General features: G+C 53.4%; 23 protein-coding genes and 1 tRNA gene. 4 read left to right on the forward strand and 20 right to left on the reverse strand.

Translation table 11 applies throughout. The features are described 5' to 3' along the window. Positions 1 to 271 precede the first annotated feature (271 nt). From ACRX4W_RS02480 to ACRX4W_RS02510, 7 genes are all read right to left on the reverse strand, one after another. Positions 272 to 346 (reverse strand) — tRNA-Val (locus tag ACRX4W_RS02480). A 138-nt stretch (positions 347 to 484) separates the two neighbouring features. Next, on the reverse strand, positions 485 to 1,273 hold the full coding sequence (locus tag ACRX4W_RS02485) for a DUF3825 domain-containing protein (RefSeq protein ID WP_432299021.1): 789 nt from the start codon (positions 1,271 to 1,273) through the stop codon (positions 485 to 487). 282 nt (positions 1,274 to 1,555) lie between these two features. Beyond that, positions 1,556 to 1,834: a DUF4160 domain-containing protein gene (locus tag ACRX4W_RS02490; protein ID WP_373199885.1), complete on the reverse strand. Its 279-nt coding sequence runs from the start codon at positions 1,832 to 1,834 to the stop codon at positions 1,556 to 1,558. Further along, positions 1,834 to 2,100, reverse strand: coding sequence for a hypothetical protein (locus ACRX4W_RS02495; protein ID WP_432299022.1), 267 nt, complete (start codon positions 2,098 to 2,100; stop codon positions 1,834 to 1,836). Before ACRX4W_RS02495 ends, ACRX4W_RS02490 begins: the two co-directional genes overlap by 1 nt. 243 nt (positions 2,101 to 2,343) lie before the next feature. Next, entirely contained in the window at positions 2,344 to 3,162 is an 819-nt protein-coding gene (locus ACRX4W_RS02500; protein ID WP_432299023.1) for an AbiU2 domain-containing protein, read from the reverse strand. A 94-nt stretch (positions 3,163 to 3,256) separates the two neighbouring features. Beyond that, complete coding sequence (locus ACRX4W_RS02505) at positions 3,257 to 3,607, reverse strand: hypothetical protein (protein WP_432299024.1); 351 nt, start codon at positions 3,605 to 3,607, stop codon at positions 3,257 to 3,259. Continuing rightward, on the reverse strand, positions 3,568 to 4,329 hold the full coding sequence (locus ACRX4W_RS02510) for a hypothetical protein (protein WP_432299025.1): 762 nt from the start codon (positions 4,327 to 4,329) through the stop codon (positions 3,568 to 3,570). The genes ACRX4W_RS02505 and ACRX4W_RS02510 overlap by 40 nt, the downstream gene beginning before the upstream one ends. A 529-nt stretch (positions 4,330 to 4,858) precedes the next feature. Here ACRX4W_RS02510 and ACRX4W_RS02515 point away from each other — a divergent pair. Beyond that, positions 4,859 to 5,974: an AAA family ATPase gene (locus ACRX4W_RS02515; RefSeq protein ID WP_432299026.1), complete on the forward strand. Its 1,116-nt coding sequence runs from the start codon at positions 4,859 to 4,861 to the stop codon at positions 5,972 to 5,974. After that, positions 5,967 to 6,764: a hypothetical protein gene (locus tag ACRX4W_RS02520; RefSeq protein ID WP_432299027.1), complete on the forward strand. Its 798-nt coding sequence runs from the start codon at positions 5,967 to 5,969 to the stop codon at positions 6,762 to 6,764. Before ACRX4W_RS02515 ends, ACRX4W_RS02520 begins: the two co-directional genes overlap by 8 nt. Before the next feature lie 7 nt (positions 6,765 to 6,771). Here ACRX4W_RS02520 and ACRX4W_RS02525 read toward each other — a convergent pair whose 3' ends face one another. After that, the gene (locus ACRX4W_RS02525) at positions 6,772 to 6,981 is read right to left on the reverse strand and encodes a hypothetical protein (RefSeq protein ID WP_147357156.1); all 210 of its coding nucleotides are present in this window, start codon (positions 6,979 to 6,981) and stop codon (positions 6,772 to 6,774) included. A 227-nt stretch (positions 6,982 to 7,208) separates the two neighbouring features. On the opposite strand from ACRX4W_RS02525, the gene ACRX4W_RS02530 reads away from it, so the two are divergent. After that, positions 7,209 to 8,672: a hypothetical protein gene (locus tag ACRX4W_RS02530; protein ID WP_432299028.1), complete on the forward strand. Its 1,464-nt coding sequence runs from the start codon at positions 7,209 to 7,211 to the stop codon at positions 8,670 to 8,672. A 152-nt stretch (positions 8,673 to 8,824) separates the two neighbouring features. On the opposite strand, the gene ACRX4W_RS02535 is transcribed toward ACRX4W_RS02530, so the two are convergent. The 6 genes from ACRX4W_RS02535 to ACRX4W_RS02560 form a co-directional block, all read right to left on the reverse strand. Then, the gene (locus ACRX4W_RS02535) at positions 8,825 to 9,967 is read right to left on the reverse strand and encodes a hypothetical protein (protein WP_432299029.1); all 1,143 of its coding nucleotides are present in this window, start codon (positions 9,965 to 9,967) and stop codon (positions 8,825 to 8,827) included. Between the two features lie 370 nt (positions 9,968 to 10,337). Beyond that, positions 10,338 to 10,874 carry a hypothetical protein gene (locus ACRX4W_RS02540; RefSeq protein ID WP_432299030.1) on the reverse strand — a complete coding sequence of 179 codons (537 nt, stop codon included), beginning with the start codon at positions 10,872 to 10,874 and terminating at the stop codon, positions 10,338 to 10,340. A 3-nt stretch (positions 10,875 to 10,877) separates the two neighbouring features. Further along, entirely contained in the window at positions 10,878 to 11,666 is a 789-nt protein-coding gene (locus ACRX4W_RS02545; RefSeq protein ID WP_432299031.1) for a hypothetical protein, read from the reverse strand. 272 nt (positions 11,667 to 11,938) lie between these two features. Then, a complete protein-coding gene (locus ACRX4W_RS02550) occupies positions 11,939 to 12,793 on the reverse strand; it encodes a hypothetical protein (protein WP_432299032.1) in 855 nt (284 codons plus the stop codon). A gap of 182 nt (positions 12,794 to 12,975) precedes the next feature. Further along, positions 12,976 to 13,617, reverse strand: a complete 642-nt coding sequence (locus ACRX4W_RS02555) for a hypothetical protein (RefSeq protein WP_432299033.1) — start codon at positions 13,615 to 13,617, stop codon at positions 12,976 to 12,978. Between the two features lie 223 nt (positions 13,618 to 13,840). Then, positions 13,841 to 14,668: a DUF2971 domain-containing protein gene (locus ACRX4W_RS02560; RefSeq protein WP_432299034.1), complete on the reverse strand. Its 828-nt coding sequence runs from the start codon at positions 14,666 to 14,668 to the stop codon at positions 13,841 to 13,843. 234 nt (positions 14,669 to 14,902) lie between these two features. Between ACRX4W_RS02560 and ACRX4W_RS02565 the strand changes: the two genes are divergently transcribed. Further along, positions 14,903 to 16,675 carry a transglutaminase domain-containing protein gene (locus ACRX4W_RS02565; protein WP_432299035.1) on the forward strand — a complete coding sequence of 591 codons (1,773 nt, stop codon included), beginning with the start codon at positions 14,903 to 14,905 and terminating at the stop codon, positions 16,673 to 16,675. Between the two features lie 281 nt (positions 16,676 to 16,956). On the opposite strand, the gene ACRX4W_RS02570 is transcribed toward ACRX4W_RS02565, so the two are convergent. From ACRX4W_RS02570 to ACRX4W_RS02595, 6 genes are all read right to left on the reverse strand, one after another. Then, a complete protein-coding gene (locus tag ACRX4W_RS02570) occupies positions 16,957 to 18,411 on the reverse strand; it encodes a sugar nucleotide-binding protein (protein WP_432299036.1) in 1,455 nt (484 codons plus the stop codon). Between the two features lie 13 nt (positions 18,412 to 18,424). After that, the gene (gene rfbB / locus ACRX4W_RS02575; RefSeq protein WP_432299037.1) at positions 18,425 to 19,447 is read right to left on the reverse strand and encodes a dTDP-glucose 4,6-dehydratase; all 1,023 of its coding nucleotides are present in this window, start codon (positions 19,445 to 19,447) and stop codon (positions 18,425 to 18,427) included. Positions 19,448 to 19,470: 23 nt separating this feature from the next. Further along, positions 19,471 to 20,370 (reverse strand): glucose-1-phosphate thymidylyltransferase RfbA, encoded by a 900-nt coding sequence (gene rfbA, locus ACRX4W_RS02580; RefSeq protein ID WP_432299038.1) that lies wholly within the window; start codon positions 20,368 to 20,370, stop codon positions 19,471 to 19,473. A gap of 341 nt (positions 20,371 to 20,711) precedes the next feature. Next, a complete protein-coding gene (locus ACRX4W_RS02585) occupies positions 20,712 to 21,440 on the reverse strand; it encodes an acyltransferase family protein (protein WP_334203753.1) in 729 nt (242 codons plus the stop codon). Between the two features lie 24 nt (positions 21,441 to 21,464). After that, on the reverse strand, positions 21,465 to 21,665 hold the full coding sequence (locus tag ACRX4W_RS02590; protein ID WP_055287323.1) for a hypothetical protein: 201 nt from the start codon (positions 21,663 to 21,665) through the stop codon (positions 21,465 to 21,467). Further along, the gene (locus ACRX4W_RS02595) at positions 21,666 to 22,883 is read right to left on the reverse strand and encodes a Coenzyme F420 hydrogenase/dehydrogenase, beta subunit C-terminal domain (protein ID WP_118225747.1); all 1,218 of its coding nucleotides are present in this window, start codon (positions 22,881 to 22,883) and stop codon (positions 21,666 to 21,668) included. It lies immediately after the preceding gene. Between the last annotated feature and the right edge of the window lies 1 nt (position 22,884).

Below are 22,884 nucleotides of genomic sequence, written 5' to 3' on the forward strand. Positions count from 1 at the left end.
GGTCTTTTTCTCCACAATTGCGTATGAATCATGCAAAGAATTCATTGAAAGATCGCGTGAACTATTTTCAAAATGTTCGACGACGTCACTCTATAGTTGGTCAACGAACGAAAATAATATTCAATATGTAGGAACTATGAAGGGTTTGCGATCAATAAAAAATAGGACCCCATGCTAATAAAAATCGAAAATTTGGTGTCACTTTTGGTGTCACCCTTGGTATCAAATAGAAAAAGGCCAGAGGCTTAACACCTCTGACCTGCGCTTTTGATGGTGGGCGATACAAGATTCGAACTTGTGACCCCATCCGTGTGAAGGATATGCTCTACCCCTGAGCCAATCGCCCGTCGCCTTTCGGCAAAAGAGATACTATCATAGCCGCGCCTGGTTTACCAAGAACTTTTTGCCCCCGATTTTAAATTCGTGGATGCTAGCTAAGCCAAAGCAACCAAAGCAATAGGTAAAACAGCAGCTTAACCACCATTTACCGCTTTATCCACGAGGTCTCGGGGCGACAGATTAGTCGCGCATTGTTGTATGCCATGTCGAGCGTGAGGCAGGTGCGCGCGGCGTAGAAGCCGTCCTCGCGCTGGATGGTCAGCGCCAGTTCGGGCTTGTCGCCGGTTAGGCACAGCGGCAGCAGCAGTTGGATCCGACCGCCGTAGAACTGCGGCACGGCGAGCGTGTAATTGGCGGCGGCGCGGCGGGCGGCCTCGACGACGGCTCCCTCAAAGGCGCGGCGCAGCAGCAGCGAGTTGCCCTCCCCCATCAGGCTGGCGGGAATACGCGTGAGGTTCTCCTCGTCGCCCAGAATGTGGTCGATGTTGGAACGGATGGGCAGGCGGTAGTCAAAGACCAGCTCGGAGGGGTCCTCGGCAAAGCGCACGCGGCACGGCAGGTATTCAAACGAGACCATCATGGGATCGCTTTCCTTAAAGAAACCCTTCAAAAACCAGCGCTGGCGCGCATCGGGCTTGGTGTTGGGCTCAAACAGACCGTAGATGGTCTCGTAGCGGCGCGTGTACAGGCCGGTGTTGAATAGGCAGCGGTCGTCGTCGAACACCAGCGGCAAGTTGGACGGGGCGGTCTGGTCCACGTCGCGCTCGGTCAGGAACACCGCCCGGCTAAATGAAAACGACAAGTAGTTTCTGAGGATGCGGTTGCCGGGACCCCAGTCCTCGGGGTCGGCGAGGTCGGCCAGGCGTTCGTAGCAGGGCTCGGGGCAAAACGCGAAGTCGTACACATTGCTGCACAGGGTGCTAGGGAGTTCCATGTGGCGTCCATTCCATTTCATAGTTAGAGTTTGGATGCTTAGATTTTATACGTGCGACGCACCGTCGAGACACACAACGCAATTGCGGCGCAGCTCGTCGGCGAGTTCTGCTCGCGTGCGGTTTCCGGAAACAAGGTCCTGGATCCAGGCGTAGTGCTGGTTGTCTTTGGGTTCCGAGCTATCGGAAAGTACGATTGGAGCACTAACGGCGTAACAGGAAGGTCCCGCCCGTCAACATCGGCAATCATGAGTTGACAAGCGTAATCATGGCTCAATTGCGGTTTAGCAATAGAATGTCGGGGAATCATCACCAAAGGTTTCGCGCCACTTGTCACAAATGTATCGATGGTTCATGGTGATTAGTTTTGAAAGATCCCTGAGATCTTTAGCCGGAATCTTGCTCTCGTTGTTCGCAAGTGTGCATCCGCCATTTTTAGTGAGCCAAAACTTAGTCGAATTTGCAGCTGCCCTCTTTACTCCTACATGGATGTGAACGGGCTCGCCATTTTCTGCAATCCAAAAGAACAGAACATACTGTCCAAAAACAAGAATTCGAGGCATTATGCCACCGCCGGTCCGGCTTTTTGCCGTTCTGCAAGCTCGAAGATAAACGGAGCGTTTGATCTAACGAACTCGGTCAAAAAATCCAGTTCGGCAGTAGAAAATCCTTCGACATTAAACCATTTGACTGCAGGTAGAAAGCATTCTGCATGGTCAAAACCAAAATCAACCGGGCGCTCGACGGCTACGCGAACGGTCCCGTCGTCTCGTGTTTCTGAGTAGGCAAACTGAGTGCCGTCATCTAGCTGAACATAGCTCCAAAGCATTGCTACCTCCTTAGTGTTTATATCCAAGTATAAACAGCCGCTTAGATGCAACGTGATGCGAATTGAATTATTCCCATAAGACCTGAACTGCTGATTATTTGTATTACTGAGATTTGAACCACCTCACACTTCAGTGTCTTTTTGGCATGGAAAACCGTCATTGTGCGAAAGTCGGACTTTATGTCAAGGATCGTCTTCAGATTCAAGCGCTCGCATGCTTAACTACTTGCAGGCGCTTGAATCCTATAGATTACCCAAATGCTGCTCAACAGCCTCCATGCCAACCTCCGCATATTTTAGGAGGCCTTGTATATCGTTGTAGTTCTTGGGCAATCGATCTTTTTCAATGCCAGTAATTTTTGCAAATAATTCGATTGTCAGATCGAGTGCGAAGTCGATTAGTTTTTGAATTTCGCCGTAAGTTAAAGGAAGTCGCCTAACAAGCTCATCATATTTCAGTGCTTCCATGTCGCTATGGGCGAAAACCTTATTTCGCTGATCGCGAAGCATGTCAGTTAGTTTACGGAGACTGTTGAGTCGTTTTTTCCATAAATTGGAAAGGTCATGAGTGGTTATACACACAGTAACCATTCTGTAATGATTTCCGAACAGCTTTTCCTCTGAGCGTTGTGACTCAACTTCTTTGGGGTAGAAACGCTCCTCGTCCTTTGCCAATGGATGAACGATTGGATTAAGCCTGTCAAAGTTTGGTCGATCATTAAATAAGGAGATTGCAAGTGCGTCGATTTCAGCAGAATGAGACTTGACGTCTTCTATCAAGTTCCCAATACTGACGTCGCTTTTGGCATCAAATAACCGTGCGCAATTCATGAAACAGGATTCGGTTAATGCAAGTTGTGTAAAGCTGAAGAAGCAGCCAGCGCAAATTACCTCATTCTCATAGTCGGAAGATGCTTTAGACAGTTCGCGAAGGATTGCTAGTTTCGTGTTGGCATAAAATGCCTCGTTGTATAGATAGCTGCAACGGTCAAGCAGCTCAAGAAGGCCGGCGTTTAATTCTTTCTTGGCAGCGTCAACTGTATGATCCGATTCGTGGTACATGTTAGATAAATCCTGAGCAATTGTTGTAATAAATTAATCTACTAATGCGTCGTTAAGAATATGGCCTTCTACATAGTCTATCGAAATGGGTGCTTCAGCACCGACATGCGGCAGCCATGAGCACTGTCCCAAGCAGCGAAAGCGCCAAAGAAGCGGCTATCCAGTTGTTGTCGCCGGTCTTGGGGAGTGCCACAGTTGTTGCGGTGGCAGGCTTGGGCTTGACCGTCTTGGCGACCGTGGTCTTGGTTGTCGCGGCCGCGGGTTTCAGCGAGGGATTTGCCGTGGGCCCCGTGGTGGGCTCTCCAGCAGCGGGGCTTGAATCGGCGGGAGACTTTTCCGCCCCACCGCCCGGTACCTCGCCCCTGTCCGTCTCCCCCGCCGGAGACGTGGCTACATCGGGCTCAATCACCACATGCGGTGCCACCGCACCGGTGGCATCCACCACGCCACCAGCTCCAAATGCCCCATCAGCAGGCGCCATAAACCGCGCGGAAACAAGCGACCCGCCCGTGCACGCAACGCCGCCGTCGGCACCGGCCGCATCGAGCCACGAGGCAGCGACGGAAAGCCGGCAGCCAGCCGCGCCAGCACAATGCCCAGATCCTGCAGATACACGCCGTAGGCGCGCACGCCCGCTCCGGACCCGGCTCCCGCGGCGACGACGCGCCCGCGGCCGCGCACGGCCATGTCGCCGGCGATCACGCCGGCCACGGCCTCGTCCGTGACGTCGGCCCCGTCCGCCCGGGCATCGACGGCGCAGCCGTCCACCACGAGCGCCCGCGAGACGTGGATCGCGCACTGCGAGCCCGATGCCGCCAGGGACCCGGTGCCGCGAAGCGTCAGGCTGCCCCACACCTCCATGCCGCACTGCGTGATGTCCGCATCGGGCGCATTCGACTCCGTCACCGAGTTTTGCCCGGCGAGCGTCACGACTAGGTCGCCGTCGGCGGCGGTGGCGTCGCCCGCGTAGCCGTCAAGCTCCAGATGGCCGGCATCGGTCCAGGCCCAGCCGGGGCCCGACACGCCCGGCTCGCAGTACGTCGCGCCCGCGATAAACAGGCTCTCCGCGCCCGCGGCACAAGAAGGCCCGTCCAGCAAAACGCATAGGCAGGCCATGGCAGCGATCGCGATGTGATGACGGCCGGTGTGGGACTCGGCGGCAAACATAGCCGCTCCGATCTTCGCAGGAGCCAATAGAATATGCACCAGAAAAATGCCCTGGTAGCAGCACCTATTAGTTTAGCGAGATCGATGCGGGAGCAAAGAGAAATCGCGTGGGCAATGTCCACAATTAGGTGTAAATCGTTTTGCCAGCCGGTGAAAGGGAGAATCAGCTTCCGAATTCGCCCTTCACGTTTCTGATGATGTTGTTTGATAAATGGTTCCGATAGTCCATAAAAGATGGTTCATAATAGATTTAGATGAAAAACCTTCGGATTTGTAAGGCGGGGTCGCTGAGACGGTACCGCCTAGTTTTATCAGCGTGCGCCTAACGATCGAGATCACATTCTCCCTCGCGCGCGAAGAAGTCTTGCCCTGCGAAGACTATGATCGGTTGGACAGGCCCGGCGTATATCGCGTACTTCCGTAGTTTTTCTTCGGAATATCCGTATTAAAAATACGGGCAAATTGACCAATTTGCTAAGCTACTTTATCCTGTGTTTCAAATAGACTCAGAAAGCAGAGGAGCCGTGCCATGCTCAAGAAGTTTTCGGTTTCAAATTTCAAGTGCTTCAATAAGCGAATTACATTTGATCTATCCGATCCCGCCAACTATTCATTCAATCAACAGGTAATTCAGGATGGCATTAAGGCAAAGGGCATCATATATGGTGCGAATGGCAGTGGAAAGTCCAATTTCGCCCTCGCGATATTCGACATTGTTCTGCATCTGACCGACAAGGAAAAGCTGCTCAAAAAATACTCGCCATACCGGTGCCTTAATTCAAAGAGTTCAATTACAGAGTTTCAATACGATTATGTCTTCGACAATATCGAGGTCGTATACCGCTACGGGAAAACCGACCCACAGACGCTTGTATACGAGAGTCTGTACATTGCTGGCGTGGAGGTCTTGAGCTACAGGTTCGACGCTCAAACGGGCCATGTTGACCTGCCGGGCGCCGAGTCCCTCTCGCTTTCTACCGATCTCCCCACTGAGTCCGACAGGCTGTCGCGTGTCAAATATGTCAAGAGCAATGCAATACTGCGAGATGAGCCGTCTGCCAGGGCGTTTAGAGCCTTCACCTCCTTTGTCGACAACATGCTCATGTTCTACTCGCTCGATGAGCGTGGATATCAGGGGCTTTCGGTTGGCTCGGATATCTTTACCCAGGGCATTATTCGCGAAGGAAAGATGGAGGACTTCCAAGAATTCTTGCGCCAGCAGGGAATCTCCCTGAACCTCGTATCCGTGGACGTGAATGGAGTTCCCGAGCTTTATTGCAGGTTCGAGGGCGGTACCGTTCCGTTTGCGTCGGTCGCCTCGACAGGCACCATGTCACTTGCTCTGTACTACTACTGGTATATCAAGATGAGCAAGGCTTCCTTGGTCTTTATCGATGAATTCGATGCCTTTTATCACTTTGAATTGTCCCGGTCGATCGTGGAGATGCTACGGGACCTTGAGGGTGTCCAGGTTTTCATTACGACGCACAACACGGACCTTTTGACGAACGACCTCATGCGTCCCGATGTCTATTTCATTCTCAAGGAGGGGGAGATTCGCTCGCTGGAAAAGCTAACACCCAAGGAGCTCAGATTGGCGCATAACCTCCAGAAGATGTTTAAGGCCGGTGCTTTCGATGGCTAGCCCGGTCACGCTCTTCATCGTTGAAGGAGAGTCGCGTGACCTGCGCTTTGCGGAGAAGATGAAGGATCTTTTTCTGAAAGGGAGAGATGACCTGAGGGTGATCTGTCTGCCAGCGGCGCAGAACATCTACATGCTTTACGAGCGGCTTGCAGAGGAGGACTTCGATCTGGATGTTGTGGAGGTACTGAGAGAAACGGTGCCTTCTGCTGCAAAATGTCTAGAGGGCGTGGAGAGGGATTCTGTTGATGAGGTCTTTCTCTTCTTTGACTACGACTCTCATCAGAACAATGCGCCTGGATGCGAGTCCGATGCCCTTGTGGAGACGATGCTCCTCGCATTCGATAACGAGCACGAGAGCGGAAAGCTCTATATAAGCTACCCGATGGTCGAGGCACTGTACGATTATCGCGCAGGGCAGTGCCAGGCGCATTCAGGCTGTTTTGTTGACAACTCGGAAATCGCTCAATATAAAAATAAGTCGGGAGAGGGAAACGTTAACGTGGGGAAGCACATGGAGCTTCCCCAATGGAAAGATGCAATCGCTGCCTTCGTATTGAGATGCAAGTGCCTGCTCGGTCTCGATGAGGTTTCATTTGAGACGTATCGAGAGCTGGTTACGGTCGATGCGATCTTCCGCGAGGAGAAAAGGATGCGGATCGAGGACGGTTCGGTGTTTGTGCTATCGGCTTTTCCAGAGTTTCTGCTCGACTATTTCGGTGATAAGTTCTTTAATTCCATGGCTCCGATGCGCCACCTTAAGTTCGATGATTGCCCCCGAGGAAATGGATGAGACGCAATTAATCTCGCGGGTACAGGTTCTCCTGTCTAAATTGTGAACTCGGCATAAGAGACGTTGTTGGCCATGCCCCGGACAGCATCCAGTCGATGATGTTCTCTTGCCTGATGCCGCCGCGACCTCCCACGTCAACGCGGTCGAGCGTGAGCGGGGTCTTCGGATAGTTGTTCCGAATCGCCTGCAGCGGCGCGAGCTCGGGAAAGTACCTCACTATCAGCTTCCCCCACTCCGACTTCGGGTTCACGCAGGTGATGTGGAACCCGTTAAGCCCAGCTTGGACAAGCTGTTAGGAGACTGGCATTTCGCCTGCGTCGATCTCGAGAGGATCGGCGACAAGGTTGCGAACAAGGACTGGAAAGGTCATTATGAGGGGTAAATAAGATGACAGACAACACGTATTCGGGAACTCTATAATTCAAAGATGTTGATTTTGTCTTTGTGTTCGATGGCTCTGAGCTTGTTCTCATCCCGCCCAAAGAACGCAAGAATGACATTATGTGGGGTTGGCTAAAAAAAGAAATTTGCCCCGGTGTGTATACATCCGGCGACCCTTTGACTGTTGATGTGCCTTATCTTGACGGCTTCTGCAACGAGACAAGCAAGCGATTGATCTTTTTGACCAGGGAGGAATCGACTGTCGGAAGTCGAAATTCGACTCTGTATATCAACGTTGCTGGGTATCTGGAATGTAGCCCGAATACCAATGGTTTTTGCAGGATGACTCTATCCGGCAGGGCCTTGAATTACATTCATCCGGTTAATAGGGCATTCTCGCAGGTATTTGATTCTGACGACCTTACAGAAAAGGGAATCATCTCTATCAGGACAAATGGATTCGACAGAACTTCGACCGTGAAGAGAGCATTTCGCTTTGAGGGCAGAGATATCGCGGCGTATTTCTCAGTTGGGTGGACATGCAGTATGAAAATTAGTACTCCACCCATCACCCTTAATTCCAGCATGATTTTCGAGTTTGATGAAACGGACGATTACTGGTTTTTCTATCGCCTGTGGCATGCAGCAGAAGACTTCCTCAAATATCTGACATTCAGCAAAAACACACTAATTGAGGATTGCAGCCTGCAGGCTATGTACGACGACTCGCATTACCCCAGCACAGCTGAATTCAAGCTAGCGAGATCCTCAGAGCCATTTGATACCAAGCCTCTTGAAAAAGGTCGATATATTCAGCTGTCTTTGCTGGACCCGTATGAGATTAAAATGTTTGGAGCAATTGCAGACGGAGAAATCTACCTAAGGCATATTCCTGAAACATACGAAAAGGGACATACGCTCGATGCATCGGACTTCGTGCTGACTTCCGCAGCATTTGAATGGGAATTTGACCAAGCGTATCCAAGCGGAGTTGTCAAATCAGAAGCTCGAGTGGCTGCTGAGCAACGAGCATCAGCTCAGATGGATGAATGCATTAACCAAAGCTCCGGAAAAGCTAAAAAGATATTGAAATATGCAAAGAAGAGCATCGGCTTTAGCAATCTGGAATCGAAGATAGTACAGGCTGGTCGAGATTTTCATGAAATGATTGGGGTATTTGGGGAAGGTCTATACAAAAGGAATGATGAGGAATTTTCCTACGAATTCATTGGAAGCAGGCTGGCTGAGCAAAGAAATGACTTTGCCCATGGAAACATTGACAAGGATTTCAAAGGTGCTGCCATTCTTGATTTGCTGCTTCTACGCTATCTTGTCTATGCAATGCAGCTGAAGCGCATCGGTGTCTCAGCTGCAAATACTCGCAGAGCGATAAATGAGCTATTTGGCTTAATGTATTACCTCCCTGCAGAAGACGGTGACACAGAGACGGTGGCCAAGAACACTGAGATAAATGAGCCGAACAACGAAACCGAAGGCAATGCAGACGAAATCGTAGAGGCGGAATAGAATGGTTCCCGACTGCTGCGGAATGTACGGATTGCTGCCGTATCCTTAGTAATTAAAACTGTCCGCTCAGTAGTAGGGGCGCGCCGGCGTTAGCCGGTGCGCCCCTACTTTGGGAAACATAAAACTCGCTTTTAATCGGTTGCCTGCGTAGCTCAAAGCGGGAACAACCGCCATGACGATGCATGCGATACCGAGCAGCGGTGCGCGGCAGCTATAAGCGCTGCTCCTAGCAGGAATAGCGCTAATGAGGCGGCGATCCAGTTGCTGTCGGCGGTCTTGGGGAGCGTGGCGGTGGCGGCGCCGGCAGCCTTGGCCTTGGATGGCGTGGACACCGTGGTCCTGTTTACTGTCGTTTTGGTTGTCGTGATCGTCTTGGGCGTCGCAGTCGCGGGCTTCAGGGCGGGATCCGTCGCGGACCCGGCACCGGGCTGCCCACCGGCAGGACCGGCGCCACCAGCCGGCTCGCCCGCGCCACCCGGTACCTCGCCCCCACCGGTCTCCCCCGCCGGAGGCGTGGCGACATCGGGCTCAACCACCACATGCGGTGCCACCGCACCGGAGGCATCCACCACGCTACCCGCACCAAAAGCCCCACCAACAGGTGCTACAAACCGCGCAGACACAAGCGACCCGCCCAGGCAAGCAACGCCGCCGTCGGCACCGGCCGCATCAAGCCACGAGGCATCGACGGAAAGCCGACGGCCAGTCGGCCCATCGCCAAGGCCCGCGTCCTGCAGATACACGCCGTAGGCGCGCACGCCCGCTCCGTACCCGGCGCCCGCGGCAACGACGCGTCCGCCGCCGCGCACGGCCATGTCGCCTGCGATCACGCCGGCAACTGCCTCGTCCGTAATATCGGCCCCGTCTGCCCGGGCATCGACGGTGCATCCGTCCACCGCGAGCGCCTGCGAGACGTGGATCCCGCACTGCGAGCCCGTCGCCGTCAGGGTCCCGGTGCCGCGAAGCGTCAGGTTGCCCCACACCTCCATGCCGCACAGCGTGATGTCCGCATCGGGCGCATGCGACTCCGTCACGGAGTTTTGCCCGGCAAGCGTCAGCACCAGGTCGCCTTCGGCGCCGATGGCCTCGCCCGCGTAGCCGTTGAGCTCCAGATGGTCGGCATCGGTCCAGGCCCAACCGGGGCCCGACACGCCCGGTTCGTAGTACGTCGCGCCCGCGATGATGAGGCTCTCCGCGCCCGCGGCATAAGAAGGCCCGCCCAGCAAAACGCATAGGCAGGCCATGGCAACAATCGCAATGTAGTTACGGCTGGTGTAGGACTCGGCAGCAAACATACCCGCTCCGATCTTCGCAGGAGCCAATAGAATGTGCACCAGAAAATGCCCTGGTAGCAGCAATTGTTAGTTTAGCGAGATCAAGCAGAAAATAAAGAAAATGCCTCTGTACTGTGCCAACAATTAGGTGTAAATCGTTTTGCCAGTCGGTGAGGGGAGGGGTTTGCATTGAGTATAAACGGTGGACCACGAATAGGTGGCACTCTGCCTTTGCGCGTCTTCTGATGCCCTAAACATGGTTAAACGAACTTTCTAAGCTTCCAGATCAACGAGCTTGCAAGCTATATTTCTTTGTAGAAGCGCCTCACGAGGCCATTTATATTGCCGCCAATAAGGCATAGGCAGTGAATGTAGTGCTTTAATTGCCGGCTCAGTTTTCCGAAAGCCGTTTAACCATGAATTGCATTTTACGACTTTTAATAATTACCTTGAAAAAGGAATGAACCGCCCCGTCATCATTTATCCAGTAATTTAGCGTATCGGTATACAAATCAAGAAAACGCTCAAGGTCATCTTCGACTTCGTGACATATATCTTTATCAGGTTTGACGCGTACCGGATAAACGGGGCCAACGTCTGCCGTAAACACACGGAATTTGTATTCGTCACCGTAGATGTCAAAAGCATATCTATGAGTATCGTATAGGGAATTAGCGTCTATTTGTGAGAGCTGATCCTTCTCAGTTTTTGAATTTTGAAAAACTGATTTTACAGTCTGGGCATATTCTTGCGAGATTAGCAGCGGTGAAGACTCGGTGATTTTAATTTGAGTAAATCTTGCATGCACCTTGTTACTTGAGGCGGCTTCCAAATCTTGTGCATATGAATCGACAATTGATATGAACGAGTCAGTGGTATTAATATCGTCGCTAGCAAATATATCTTCCCATAAATTCTCTGTATCCATGATCTATTCTCCAATCGCGATAAATAAAGGCAAATGATCGCTAACGGCTTTATTGGGTAAGTTGTTGGCAATAAGAGATGTGTCACCAATTGAGCGAAGATAGTGGTAACGGAGTATTTTCTTGGACAAATCAGGGCTTACGATGGCCTGATCATAGCAATGCCAATAGTACGTTTCTGCACCGTTTGACCGATAAAATGATCCACAGTTTTCATTCGCCTCGGAAATAAACTCAATAGTAGGGTTATACATAAAGGGGAATTGGTGAAACGAGTACGTTTTCGTTTTAAGGCGGCATGCGACTTCTGAATATAGCGTTGCATTAAAGCTGGTCGCTTTAATCATTTCGCGGTCAAATGGCGATGCATTGAAATCGCCAATTATCACATTGGAAGTGTGAGTAAAGCGCGAGGCTCTTTCGTTTAGTTCTTCCATAATTTCTTGAGCCGCTAATTCTCGACCGCTGCCGTTTGGATCAGTTGATCTGTCAGGTAAATGAACCCCAACTATATTAATTAATGACGACCCAAGAGAAAAAGTTCCGACTGAATAACGTTGCGCGTCCATGAACTCGAAGGTCTTGGTATCAGATTTTACTAAAAAGCGCACTTTACCAGGAAATTCAGGAAATCCTAAAAGCCTATATTTACCGCTTAGTTTAATTTGAAGTGATGCGAAGTCCATTTTTGAAGCTTCTGCAAAAATTGCCACATCTACATTTTCCGAAATAATAAAACTAACAATAAGATCAGAAAGATCATGTTTGTTTATATTCCAAAAGAAAAATTTCATCGTGCAGGCAATCTTTAAGAATGAACAACTTTGCTAGTACTATTTAAATAATACTAGTTTATTTTGTCAGAATCAGCGTTTTATTAAAGCCGAGCGTTAAATTACGAACTGTCTTATGACATTTTGTAAGGTGTTCAACACTGTATTCAATGAGAATTGCGCTATTGGGGTCATTGATCGCAGTAGAATACCCGATTGATTTGAAAGTCGTTCCGCATCGTAGCTCATGTTGTTATTTGATTGGTTATATGGGCTGTTTAGGGAATAGTGCCCTAATTGATATCTTTTCCTTTAAACGACGTGGATAACATCATCAGAAGAACGTCGTTGACCATTCGTCCCCTGAAGTTGCAAAGTGCAGTAAATGGAATCATGCTAAGTAGTTTCATGCCCTGCGCATCAATCCGACCCTTTTCAGGGGGACAGTAGACGATTGATTCGCACTGGGGCTTTTTACCTCGGACAACAGCATTGATTTCTTCGGGGTCGTTCAGTAATATGGGGAAAGGATCGACGGCAAGTCGAAAAATTGAACAGACCTTTACAGTAGTCTTGAAATAAACGGTGAAATCTTCTCGAATACGCCTCGCGCTTTCGGAAACCACCTCGTAAGGCTTGGTATAAAAGGATTCGTGGCCTTGTTTGTGAATATACTTGTTCGCCCTCTTATTGAGCTTGCTGATCAGCTCATCAATTTCGGGCATTTGTTCAAGAAGGTCTCGATATTCAATATCTTTTGAACGCAGCATTTTGGACAGCTCGCTAAATGAGGGGAACCTGTCGAGCGAGACCCATTTCTCATATTTAGCCTTGCGCTCAGATTCTTCTAGATTCGAAAACAACGTTCCGATAAGGATGACCTCTCCAGCTTGTCTTACTGAATAAAAAGCAGCGTCGAAGTAACCTTGATGAATTAGATCTAGCGAGTTAGCCAAGAGCTGACAGGATTCAAGTAAAAACTGGTTGAAAGATGGCGTAGAAACTAAACCACTAACGGAATCCGCCAATTGTTCTATGTAGTCATAAAGACGACTGTAGGCGAGCTCATCCTCCCTTGCCACGTACCGCAGTGGATGATGTCTCCAGCTGAACATCTGACTATTTATGTATTCGTCCTTAAAGTTCACCTGAGTCAGCTTCCGAGTCTTATTCCAGCACTAGGTTCTATTCTAATTGGTAACGTTCTCAAACTCGCAGCAATGAAAGCTGGCGGGCCTTGCGTTACTTTAGAGCTTAAGATTTTTTGCTCATTGGGCTAATGGTATTGAGGTTTGGCGTGGCATCGATCGTCTTAAGTAACCACTTTAGCTTAGCGCCATATAGGACCTGCTAGTTGTATTTGGCGCTGAATTGCGCCTCTCTTGTTTAGCTGGCATAGAGTCTTGTATGATGCGGCAAGAGTGCTTTCTCTTTCAAAGAGATCTTGCCGTTGATCGGGCTCATGTAACTTTTCAGAAGCCTGTTCAAGCGTCCATTGATATTCCCTTGCATTCTGGAGCATCTTATTAAATAGAATCTGATACTGATACATTGAAAACAAAAGGGATTGATAAGCTTCTATGAATTCGGCAATTGCCTCTCCGCTCTTTCCCTTGAAGCAAAATCTTGCCTCCATGGCGAGCGATCTCATTTCATCAAGTTTTAAAGCCAATTTGAGTTGAAGGTCGGCATCTAACACCTTATTAATCGAGGCTGAAATTGATTGCAGGTACGTGGTGTTAGTCAGCCAAACAAATAGTAGGTCGATAGCCATTTGCGGTTCGTCATCATGCTCCAAGTTCTTCGCGTTTTTTGCGTAAACACCCATGAGTTTATCGACGGTTATCCATATATTTAAACGTCGATTGAATAGAGACTGTTTATTGCTGAGACGAGCTTGGTAACAAGAAATGAGCAACGCGATGATTGCCACAATCGCTGAGATGTACTCAGGTAGATTTGTTAGACCCATTGTCTCCTCCTCCCTTGACACGTGCCGCAGTGGATGATGTCTCCAGTTAAGCAGTCGTCCACTTACACCTTTTCCTTGAAGTTCATCTGGAACGGCTTTCGAGTCTAATTTCAGTTTTGGTCCTATCCTAATTGCCACGGTTACTAACAATCGGTAATGAAAGCCGGCGCATCTTGCCATAGACAAGCGCGGAGATATCTTTGGGTTACGCGTGGTTGTCGACTCAAGAAAGTTCAATCGAGCTCTCTGCAACCTCAATACCGGGTGCGTATTTCTCTATCAACGTGTTCAGAATCACGCGGTTGCCAGGTGTCATTTTTGGCGAAGAAACGATCTTCATTGATGAAAAAGCTTCATCGGAGATAACAAGATCGTAATAGGGTGGGATTCCGGGATCGCATTTATCGAGTATGACATCATTTGCTCTGACAATCTGATCTAGTCGTTCGTTTATTACGGAATCGATACCTATAGGAACGGCTGTCAAGATATAGCGCCATTCTTTCTGATACGACCATGCAGTTGTTTTGTGAACTCCAAGTGCATTTAAATCAGCCACGAGTCCGCCGTTTTCAAATGCGTTAATTACCTTTGGAAACAAAAGAGACTCATCATTTGTGTATTCGACCTCGTGAAGCATCTCAATATTACGAGCCGTTTCAAAAAACAGGTAATTCTTATCCCAAAAGTCCTCGAGTGGTAGATGAAGGCCATCAAATGAACCGCCAGGGGCATTCAAAACCGCTTCACTTGATAACTTATTGAGGCTCTCATTTGAAACAGAGTACTGCTTAAACGGATAACTCTTCATCTGGATTCTTACTCCGCATTCAGCTCCGGCATACTCACGCCACATCGGAATACTCTCTTCGTCGGATGAAGTCCAGCAGCTGACGAGTTTCATTTTTCCAAGATTTTGAGAGTCGGCTGAACGTTGCTCTTGTGGGTCATCGACCATATCTAATCGGCTGAACCTGATAGTCCGATAACGTAGAATCAAAGCCAGTGTTTCTAGGCTTGTATAATGGTAGAGAACAGCAGGTTCTTTCATAGTGGGCTCCCGATTAAGATGAAACGTTCTTATCGCAATTCTAAGCTTGTTCACTTAATTGCAAATAGCGAATCAGTGCTAAGCAACCCCAACCATCCCCTCCCCAACTTTGTCCAAAAAGTTCGCAGTTGCTGACTGACGTTACCGTAAAATTGATCCCACTTACATATACACGGAGTGTTGGCCTGGCGCCGCCTCCGGGCCTTGGCGCCCACCTTATAGAGAGGCACCGCTATGAAACGAGTCTTTTACCGCTCGATCTGCGCAGCTCTTTGCGTTTCCATGCTTAGCGCAGCAATACCTGTAAGGGTTATAGCGGAAGAAGAACGGCGGCAAGAAAACACTCTAGAGCAGGCTGATACTGGCGCAGCGGACAATTCGGGCGGCAGTATGACAGGCGATATCGATACAAGTGAGATCGGCAATGAGTCCATCAAAAATGATTCCGATCTCGTGAATCCAATTTCACATCAGGCGGAACCTCAGGTTTCCCTAGCTTCCGATATGTCGCCTGATTCGGAACAAGCCACAAAGGCCGCAGTAAGTGGATATCAGCACAGCGATAGCGCTACCAGCGGTAGTGTCACCCTCACCGTTGAATGGAACGACCCAGTACTTGGACAGCCAACGACCTTCCACGTAAGCGCAACAGGTGGCAGTGGCAGTTATCTTTTCCGCATGGATGCGCCCTCGTACTCTAACCCCAACGAGTACGCCCACGAGTCGGTCGCCGATCCAAGCCGCGGAGAGTGGACAAAATACACCGACGCGTGCGTTAGCCACGACTTTACGTTCACAACGACAGCTACCGGATCATACAACTTCCGCTTTTACCTCATGGACAAGGCGTCGGGCGTTTACTACTTGCGCACCAACTCGTATATCCAGGTTGCAGATGATGCGTATCCCAGCGTTGCGAGTATTGTCAATAAAGCAGTGTCGCAGGCCAAGCAAAACACAAATGGCTCTGAATACGAAATGGCCCTTTATCTTCATGACTGGCTTCTAGATCAACTTGAGTACGACAACTCGCTGAAGTGGTCATCTGCCGAGAGTGCCCTCACGCGCGGACTGGGTACCTGTCAGGCGTATGAAAGCGCCTATTCCAAGCTGCTCACCGCTGCCGGCATTACCAATTCAGAGACCCGCGATACCTATGACGGCCACACCTGGAATGCCGTCAAGCTCGACGAAAAATGGTACCAGGTCGACTGCACCTGGGACGACACATCCGACAACTTCTATGGCGACCTTGACCAGCGCCACCTGTACTTCTGTATCACCGATGAACTCATGGCAATCGCGCACAAGGGACACGCCAAAATCTACACTGCAGACGGATACGCCACCCGCTCGACGAGCCTCAAAGACAACTACTTCGTCCACAACGGCAAGGCCGACGAATGGGCCGCCAAGTACGCCAATCGCATCCAGCAGCACCTCGACGTAAAGGAGAGCAGATTCTCTATCGACGCCGACAATCAGTCCTTCCCGCCCAGCATCAGTGGCATCCAGAACGGCATCGTCGCCTTTGCGATGAACCTGCGCGAATGGAAGACGACCGACGCCAAGGCCGATCTTGCTGCCAATTCCATTGTTGCCATGCAATCTGATTACAAGTGGATATCAAGGTTCGACTTCTACGCCACCTGGAAGGAGCCCGCATCCTACACGATCCGCTACCACGGGTCGGACGAGGCGCCCGCCGACGCCAGGACGACGAGGGTCGTCGTGGGCACGCCGACCGCCACGCTGACGTCGTCGGCGCTGGGCTTCTCCGGCGGGCCGATGGCGTTCGCGGGCTGGAAGGCCCACCGCGACTGCGACGACGCGTGGTTCGTCATCGACGCCGCGGGCAACGGCAGGTGGGCGAAGCTGGACGGCGGGGCGCTGCCGGAGGGGTGGAGCTTCTACCGCTACGTCGACGGGGGAAAGGTGTCGGGCACGGCCCCCTCGGGCAACGTGGACTTCTACGCCACCTGGATAGAAATCAAAGAGTACGCCTAGACCATTCCGGTGCCATTTGATTTTATCGGCTATGTCGTTTATAAAACAGTAAGCAAATAGCTGGTCTTAGGTCATTTGCTTCAGGTTCTAGCGTTTTATCTAAACTCGGTAGTAAATAATTAATTAAGCAAGGTCCTCTTCTAAGAACCTGGTCGTAATTGTAGGGCTTACGGTATACCATGCGATATCTGCCGCTTTTTTTGTAGCGGGGCTATACACCAGGTATAAGAAAAGCCACCGTTAACAAGCGGCGGCTTTTACTCTCGAAAAGTTAATAGCGGCTAGAGCGTCTTGAGGTACTCCCCCAGCTCTTCCTCCCAGTCGGGCATGTGGAAGCCCACCGACTCGAGTTTGGACAGGTCGAGCGCGGAGTGGACCGGGCGCGGGGCGATGGGGCCGGAGGCCTCGGCGTAGTAGTTGGCGGTCGATACCGGCACGACCCTGTCGCCGTTGCCGTTGGTCGCCTCGAAGACGGCGCGGGCGATGTCCGCCCAAGACTTGACGGCGCCGGAGCCGGTGCAGTTATAGGTACCGTAGGGGGCCTTCGCGTCCAGCACATGGAAGATGGCGGCGGCCATGTCGCGCGTGAACGTCAGGCGGCCCAGCTGGTCGTCCACGACCGTGACCTGCTCGAGCTTGTCCTCGGGGTCGGCTACGCGGTCGGACAGCCCACTCATGGTCTTGGCGAAGTTGTGCCCCTCGCCGATGACCCAGCTGGAGCGCATGATGTAGTGGCGGGGGCTGCCGGCCACGGCGATGTCGCCGGCGGCCTTGGTCTGGCCGTAGACGGACAGCGGGCTGAGGGGCTCCTCCTCGGTATGGACCTCGGCGGTGCCGTCGAAGACGTAGTCGGAGGACACGTGGACGAGCGTGATCCCGTGCCCGGCGCAGGTACGGGCGAGAAGGGCCGGGCCCGTCGCGTTGGCCTTCCAGGCGGCCACGCGGCCCTCGGGGGTCTCGGCCCTGTCCACGGCGGTGTAGGCGCCGCAGTTGATCACGGTGCCGTAGAGCGACCAGTCGTACTGCGCGTAGGCCGCCGGGTCTGACATGTCGAAGGTGTCGATGTCGCAGAAGTCGAAGTCCTTGGCGAGGCCGCGCTCCTCGGCGAGCGCGCGCACCGCGCGGCCCAGCTGGCCGTTGCAGCCGGTGACGAGCGTGCGCTTCGGCGCCATGGGGACGACGTCCTTGAGGTACGGGTGGTTCAGGTCGGCCTCGGATACGGTGGCCAGATTCAGCGGGATCGGCCACTGGATGTCGAGCTCGGGGTCGGCGAGGTTCACGAACGTGTAGGTCTTCTTCAGCTCGAGGGACCAGTGCGCGTCCACCAGGTAGGTGTAGGCGGTGCCGTCCTCCAGGGCCTGGAAGGAGTTGCCCACGCCGCGCGGCACGTAGATGGCCTTCGAGGGGTCGAGCACGGTCGTGTAGACCTTGCCGTAGGTGGCGCTGCCCTCGCGCAGGTCCACCCAGGCGCCGAAGACCGAGCCGCGCGCCACGGAGATGAACTTGTCCCAGGGCTCGGCGTGGATGCCGCGCGTGACGCCGCGGCTGTCGTTGTAGGAGACGTTGTTCTGGACGACGCGGAGGTCCGGGATGCCCAGCGCGCACATCTTGGCGCGCTGCCAGTTCTCCTTGAACCAACCGCGCGAGTCGCCGTGGACGGCCAGGTCGACGACCTTCAGGCCCTCGATGCCGGTCTCGGTGACGGAGAGGTCCTTCTCGAATGCGATGTCTGCCATGTCTCTGCTCTCCTTACTGCCCCTGCGCGCGGTAGCGGGCCTCGGTGGCCTCCTTGGCCGGGCGCCACCAGGCCTCGTTGGCGACGTACCAGTCGATGGTGGCCCTGAGGCCCTCGGCGAAGTCGGTGTGCGCCGGCCTCCAGCCGAGCTCGGTCTGCAGCTTGGTGGAGTCGATGGCGTAGCGGCGGTCGTGGCCGGGGCGGTCGGCGACCCAGTCGAAGTCCTCGGGGTCGCGTCCCATGGCCGCAAGGATCATGCGCAGCACGGTGATGTTGTTCTTCTCCCCGTCGGCGCCGATGAGGTAGGTCTCCCCCATGCGGCCCTTCGTGAGGATGTCCCAGACGGCCGAGGAGTGGTCCTCGGTGTGGATCCAGTCGCGGACGTTCTCGCCGCGGCCGTAGAGCTTGGGGCGGACTCCGTCGATGATGTTGGTGATCTGCCTGGGGATGAACTTCTCCACGTGCTGGTAGGGGCCGTAGTTGTTGGAGCAGTTGGAGATGGTGGTTCGCAGCCCGTAGGTGCGGGTCCAGGCGCGCACGAGCATGTCGGAGGACGCCTTGGTGGAGCTGTACGGCGAGGACGGGCGGTACGGCGTCTCCTCGATGAACTTCGCCGGGTCGTCGAGCGCCAGGTCGCCGTAGACCTCGTCGGTGGAGACGTGGTGGTAGCGGACGCCGTATTTCCTCACGGCCTCCAGCAGGCGGAAGGTGCCCTCGACGTTGGTGCGCAGGAAGGGCTCCGGGTCGGCGATGGAGTTGTCGTTGTGGCTCTCGGCGGCGTAGTGCACGATCGCGTCGTGGCCGGGGACGAGCCTATCCAGCAGCTCGGAGTCGCAGATGTCGCCCACCACGAGCTCGACGCGGTCGGCGGGAAGGCCCGCGATGTTCTCGGGGTTGCCGGCGTAGGTCAGCTTGTCCAGGACGGTGACGTGCACGTCGGGGTGGTTGTTCACGACGTGGTGCACGAAGTTGCTGCCGATGAAGCCGCAGCCGCCCGTGACGATGATGTTCCTGGGCTCGAAGAGCTCTTCAGACATATCTGTATCTCCCATTGAATCGTTTAGTACTCGCGCGGGCTGTTGACGATCTCGCCGGCGGCGACCTTCTTCAGGTGCTGGCCGTAGACCGACTTGCCGTAGGCCGCGGCCGCCTCCTCCAGCTCGGCGGTCGTGATCCAGCCGTTCTCCCAGGCGATCTCCTCGGGGACCGAGACCGGTAGGTCCTGGGAGTGCTCGACGGCGCGGACGAACTCCGCCGCCTCGTGGAGCGACTCCATGGTGCCGGTGTCCAGCCACGCGTAGCCGCGGCCGAGGGTCACCACGGAGAGCGTCCCCTCCTCCAGATACATCTGGTTGAGCGTGGTGATCTCCAGCTCGCCGCGTGCGGAGGGCTTCACCTCGGCGGCGCGGGAGGACACGTCGCCCGGGTAGAAGTACAGGCCGGTGACGGCGTAGGAGCTCTTGGGCTCGGCGGGCTTCTCCTCGATGGAGACAGCCCTCCCCTCGCCGTCGAACTCCACGACGCCGAAGCGCTCGGGGTCGTCCACGTGGTAGCCGAAGACCGTGGCGCGGCCCGACTCGGCGTTCTGGACGGCGCGCGTCAGGTGGCGCGACAGGCCGTTGCCGTAGAAGATGTTGTCGCCCAGCACGAGCGCGCAGGGCTCGCCGCCGATGAACTCCTCGCCGATGGTGAAGGCCTGCGCCAGGCCGTCCGGCGAGGGCTGCTCGGCGTAGGAGAGGTTCACGCCGAAGCGCGAGCCGTCGCCCAGCAGGCGCTGGAAGTTGGGCAGGTCGGTCGGCGTGGAGATGACCAGGATGTCCTTGATGCCCGCCAGCATGAGCGTGGACAGCGGGTAGTAGATCATGGGCTTGTCGTAGACCGGCAGCAGCTGCTTGGAGGTCACGAGAGTGAGCGGGTACAGTCGCGTGCCGGACCCGCCCGCGAGGATGATGCCTTTCATTTAATCTGTCCTCTACAATCGAAATGCGCTTTAGATCGAGTGATAAATAAGACTTGGGTATCCTATTTTGCTAAACCCCCTCATTCTTAACGAAATAGGCAAGGTAATGACTGCGGAATATGGCTACCTGAATTGCCCCTTCCATTTTTCAATGCTCGACCAAGGGAGATTGATTCCGGTTATTTCAGGTTGGTTAATCCAATCAGCCATTTTGAGTAAAAAGTCATCTTCTCGTTCGAAAACAGGAAGTCCGGTATCTTCACCGATGATCGCGTGCCAAATGTTGGTAATGGACTCACTTTGCTTTAACGCTATGAAAAGCGCCAGTATCGAAAATCAATTTATAATCCCACAATGATGTGAATTCGTTCGGGCAAATAACGACCGCAAAGTGATACAAGCGAATAAGATCCGGCAAGAGTTAGCGCCCAAACAGCAAATGTCGAAACACCAAGTGGAATGACGAATAATCCAAGCAGTTTCCAAACGGCCTTGAGAACAAGTATATGGCAGAGGTAGATTCCAAAAGAGGCGTTCCCAAGGTCAACAAGCAAAGTAGAAGATAATCGCGACTTGAATGATCCCGGAACCGCCATAAGAAGCGCGATCACAGCTAAAGAGGTCGCGGCAGAACCGAGCTTAAGCTGAGTTGTGGCCATATTGAAATCGCCAGTCAAATACCACCAGAAGCCTGCGACCTCCTGAATTATTAAAAATATAAAGAGCACTGCAACAAGCTGAGTGGTTCGTCCTTCAATGAGCGCAGCCCAACGCCTCCAGTCGAGACCGAAAACATAAAAGATGAGCCACATGGGGCAGAAAACCTGTATTAGAGGCAATGCGATACCGGCAACGGCAGCGAGCTCCCTTAGAAGCAAGCAAGCCGGTGTCACACAATAGACAAAGAACCTATACCGTGAAAGGAGCCTGAACAGTACCGGAGTAAGCAGCACAAGCTGTGAATGGACCAATAGATAGTACATCTGAGCCGATACGGAGCCCACGGCGAACGCCAGAAACCCAGACGCCCATGAAGGGCGGGAAACGCCGCAAGATAGATAACGCTCCAGAACGCATAAGGTCCGGCAACCTTGCTAATGCGGCGTCGAAGACCCCCCCGCATTAAATTTGCGCTCGTCGGTAAGAACACCGGATAAAAACAAGAACAACGCAACAGAAAAGTTGAGGAATGGGCGAATGGCGACCGACGCGGCACATTGAGGAAGACAGTGGATAAGCACCACTGCGGAAATCGCAAGCCCACGAAGAGCTTGAAGGTAGCGATCCTTGGCCATCTAGGCTCTCCTTCCAACGAGTCTCTTTAGTCGTCGTTTAATACCACCAAGCTTGCCGCGGACACGCTGCCAGAGAGTGGGACGGAAATCCCACTTGTCCATGAGATCTGGGATGGAAAGCCCGGCAGACACGTCGTTCAAGAACTCGTCGCGCTTTGGATAAGGCGTGACAGAATGGACGAGGCTAGGGTTGCCCGCGATTACCCCATCAAGCGTCGCCGGACCGTTTGCAGTAAGCCCAGAAATAGCCTCGAATGCCCGCACGCCCTTCTCGGTATTGCATAGGACGGCAGATACGCCCTTGGAGTTGTCGACCTCGGGATGGGTATTCTGGAACCCCCAGAAATCACCGAGCGTGATATCGGCGCCGCTGGAGCGCTTTGCTGGACATGCCAGACAGGACGAACGAAGGCTCGCATTGGCCAGAAACGCTTTCATGTACCAGTCTTTGCCGAATATCTGGGACTCGGTGTCCCCGGTGTTGTCTTTCTCCGCTATGTGCTTGTACATAGCGGAGAAAGACAACCATCCGGTTGTCTTACTCCGCATATTGACGTCGCAGACGTCCGACCCGAAGGCCTCACCACGGTAGTCGACCCAGCGCGACCAGAGCTCTGGAGACGGAACACCGTGGCAGATGACGTCGACGCCGAGGAAGAGGTCAGAGTCGGCGAGTTTCCCCAGGTATGAGCGCATGCCAGCCACCTGGCATGCAGTACCGGCAAAGAGCGCCGGCCTGCCTTCACGCAGGGCAGCGCGGACGCCCTCGAAGACGCCGCGGCCAACCGCGCTCTGAACGTATTTCGAGCGCATAACGGCGCCGAGCGCCGGCCTGTCCTCCACGAGCACGTGACGAAGCTCGCGGCAACCGTCCGTCCACGCTGCGCCCGCCACAACACCGCCGCGCGAGAGAGCGTCACCGGCGAGTAGACCGAACACGCCGCCCGACGACGATCTATCGAGCAAGCCGACGTCATGAGCCTTCGCCCAGAGGGCGAACTCGCACCCGTCCTCCCCAGGGGCGTTGAGCGCCGGGCATACGGCGTCGCACGCCCCGCAGCCTACGCACCCGGAGGCGTCGACGGTGGGGTGTAGGAAGCCACAATCATCGGGTTCCATGGAGATGCATGACTTGGGGCAGCGGGCAGCGCACGCGCCGCAGCCGCAGCAACGGTCGCCAAGCGAGACGACCCTCGGGGATTTCTCGGAATCATTCATG

The organism is Collinsella aerofaciens (assembly GCF_964283865.1).
Lineage (GTDB): Bacteria > Actinomycetota > Coriobacteriia > Coriobacteriales > Coriobacteriaceae > Collinsella.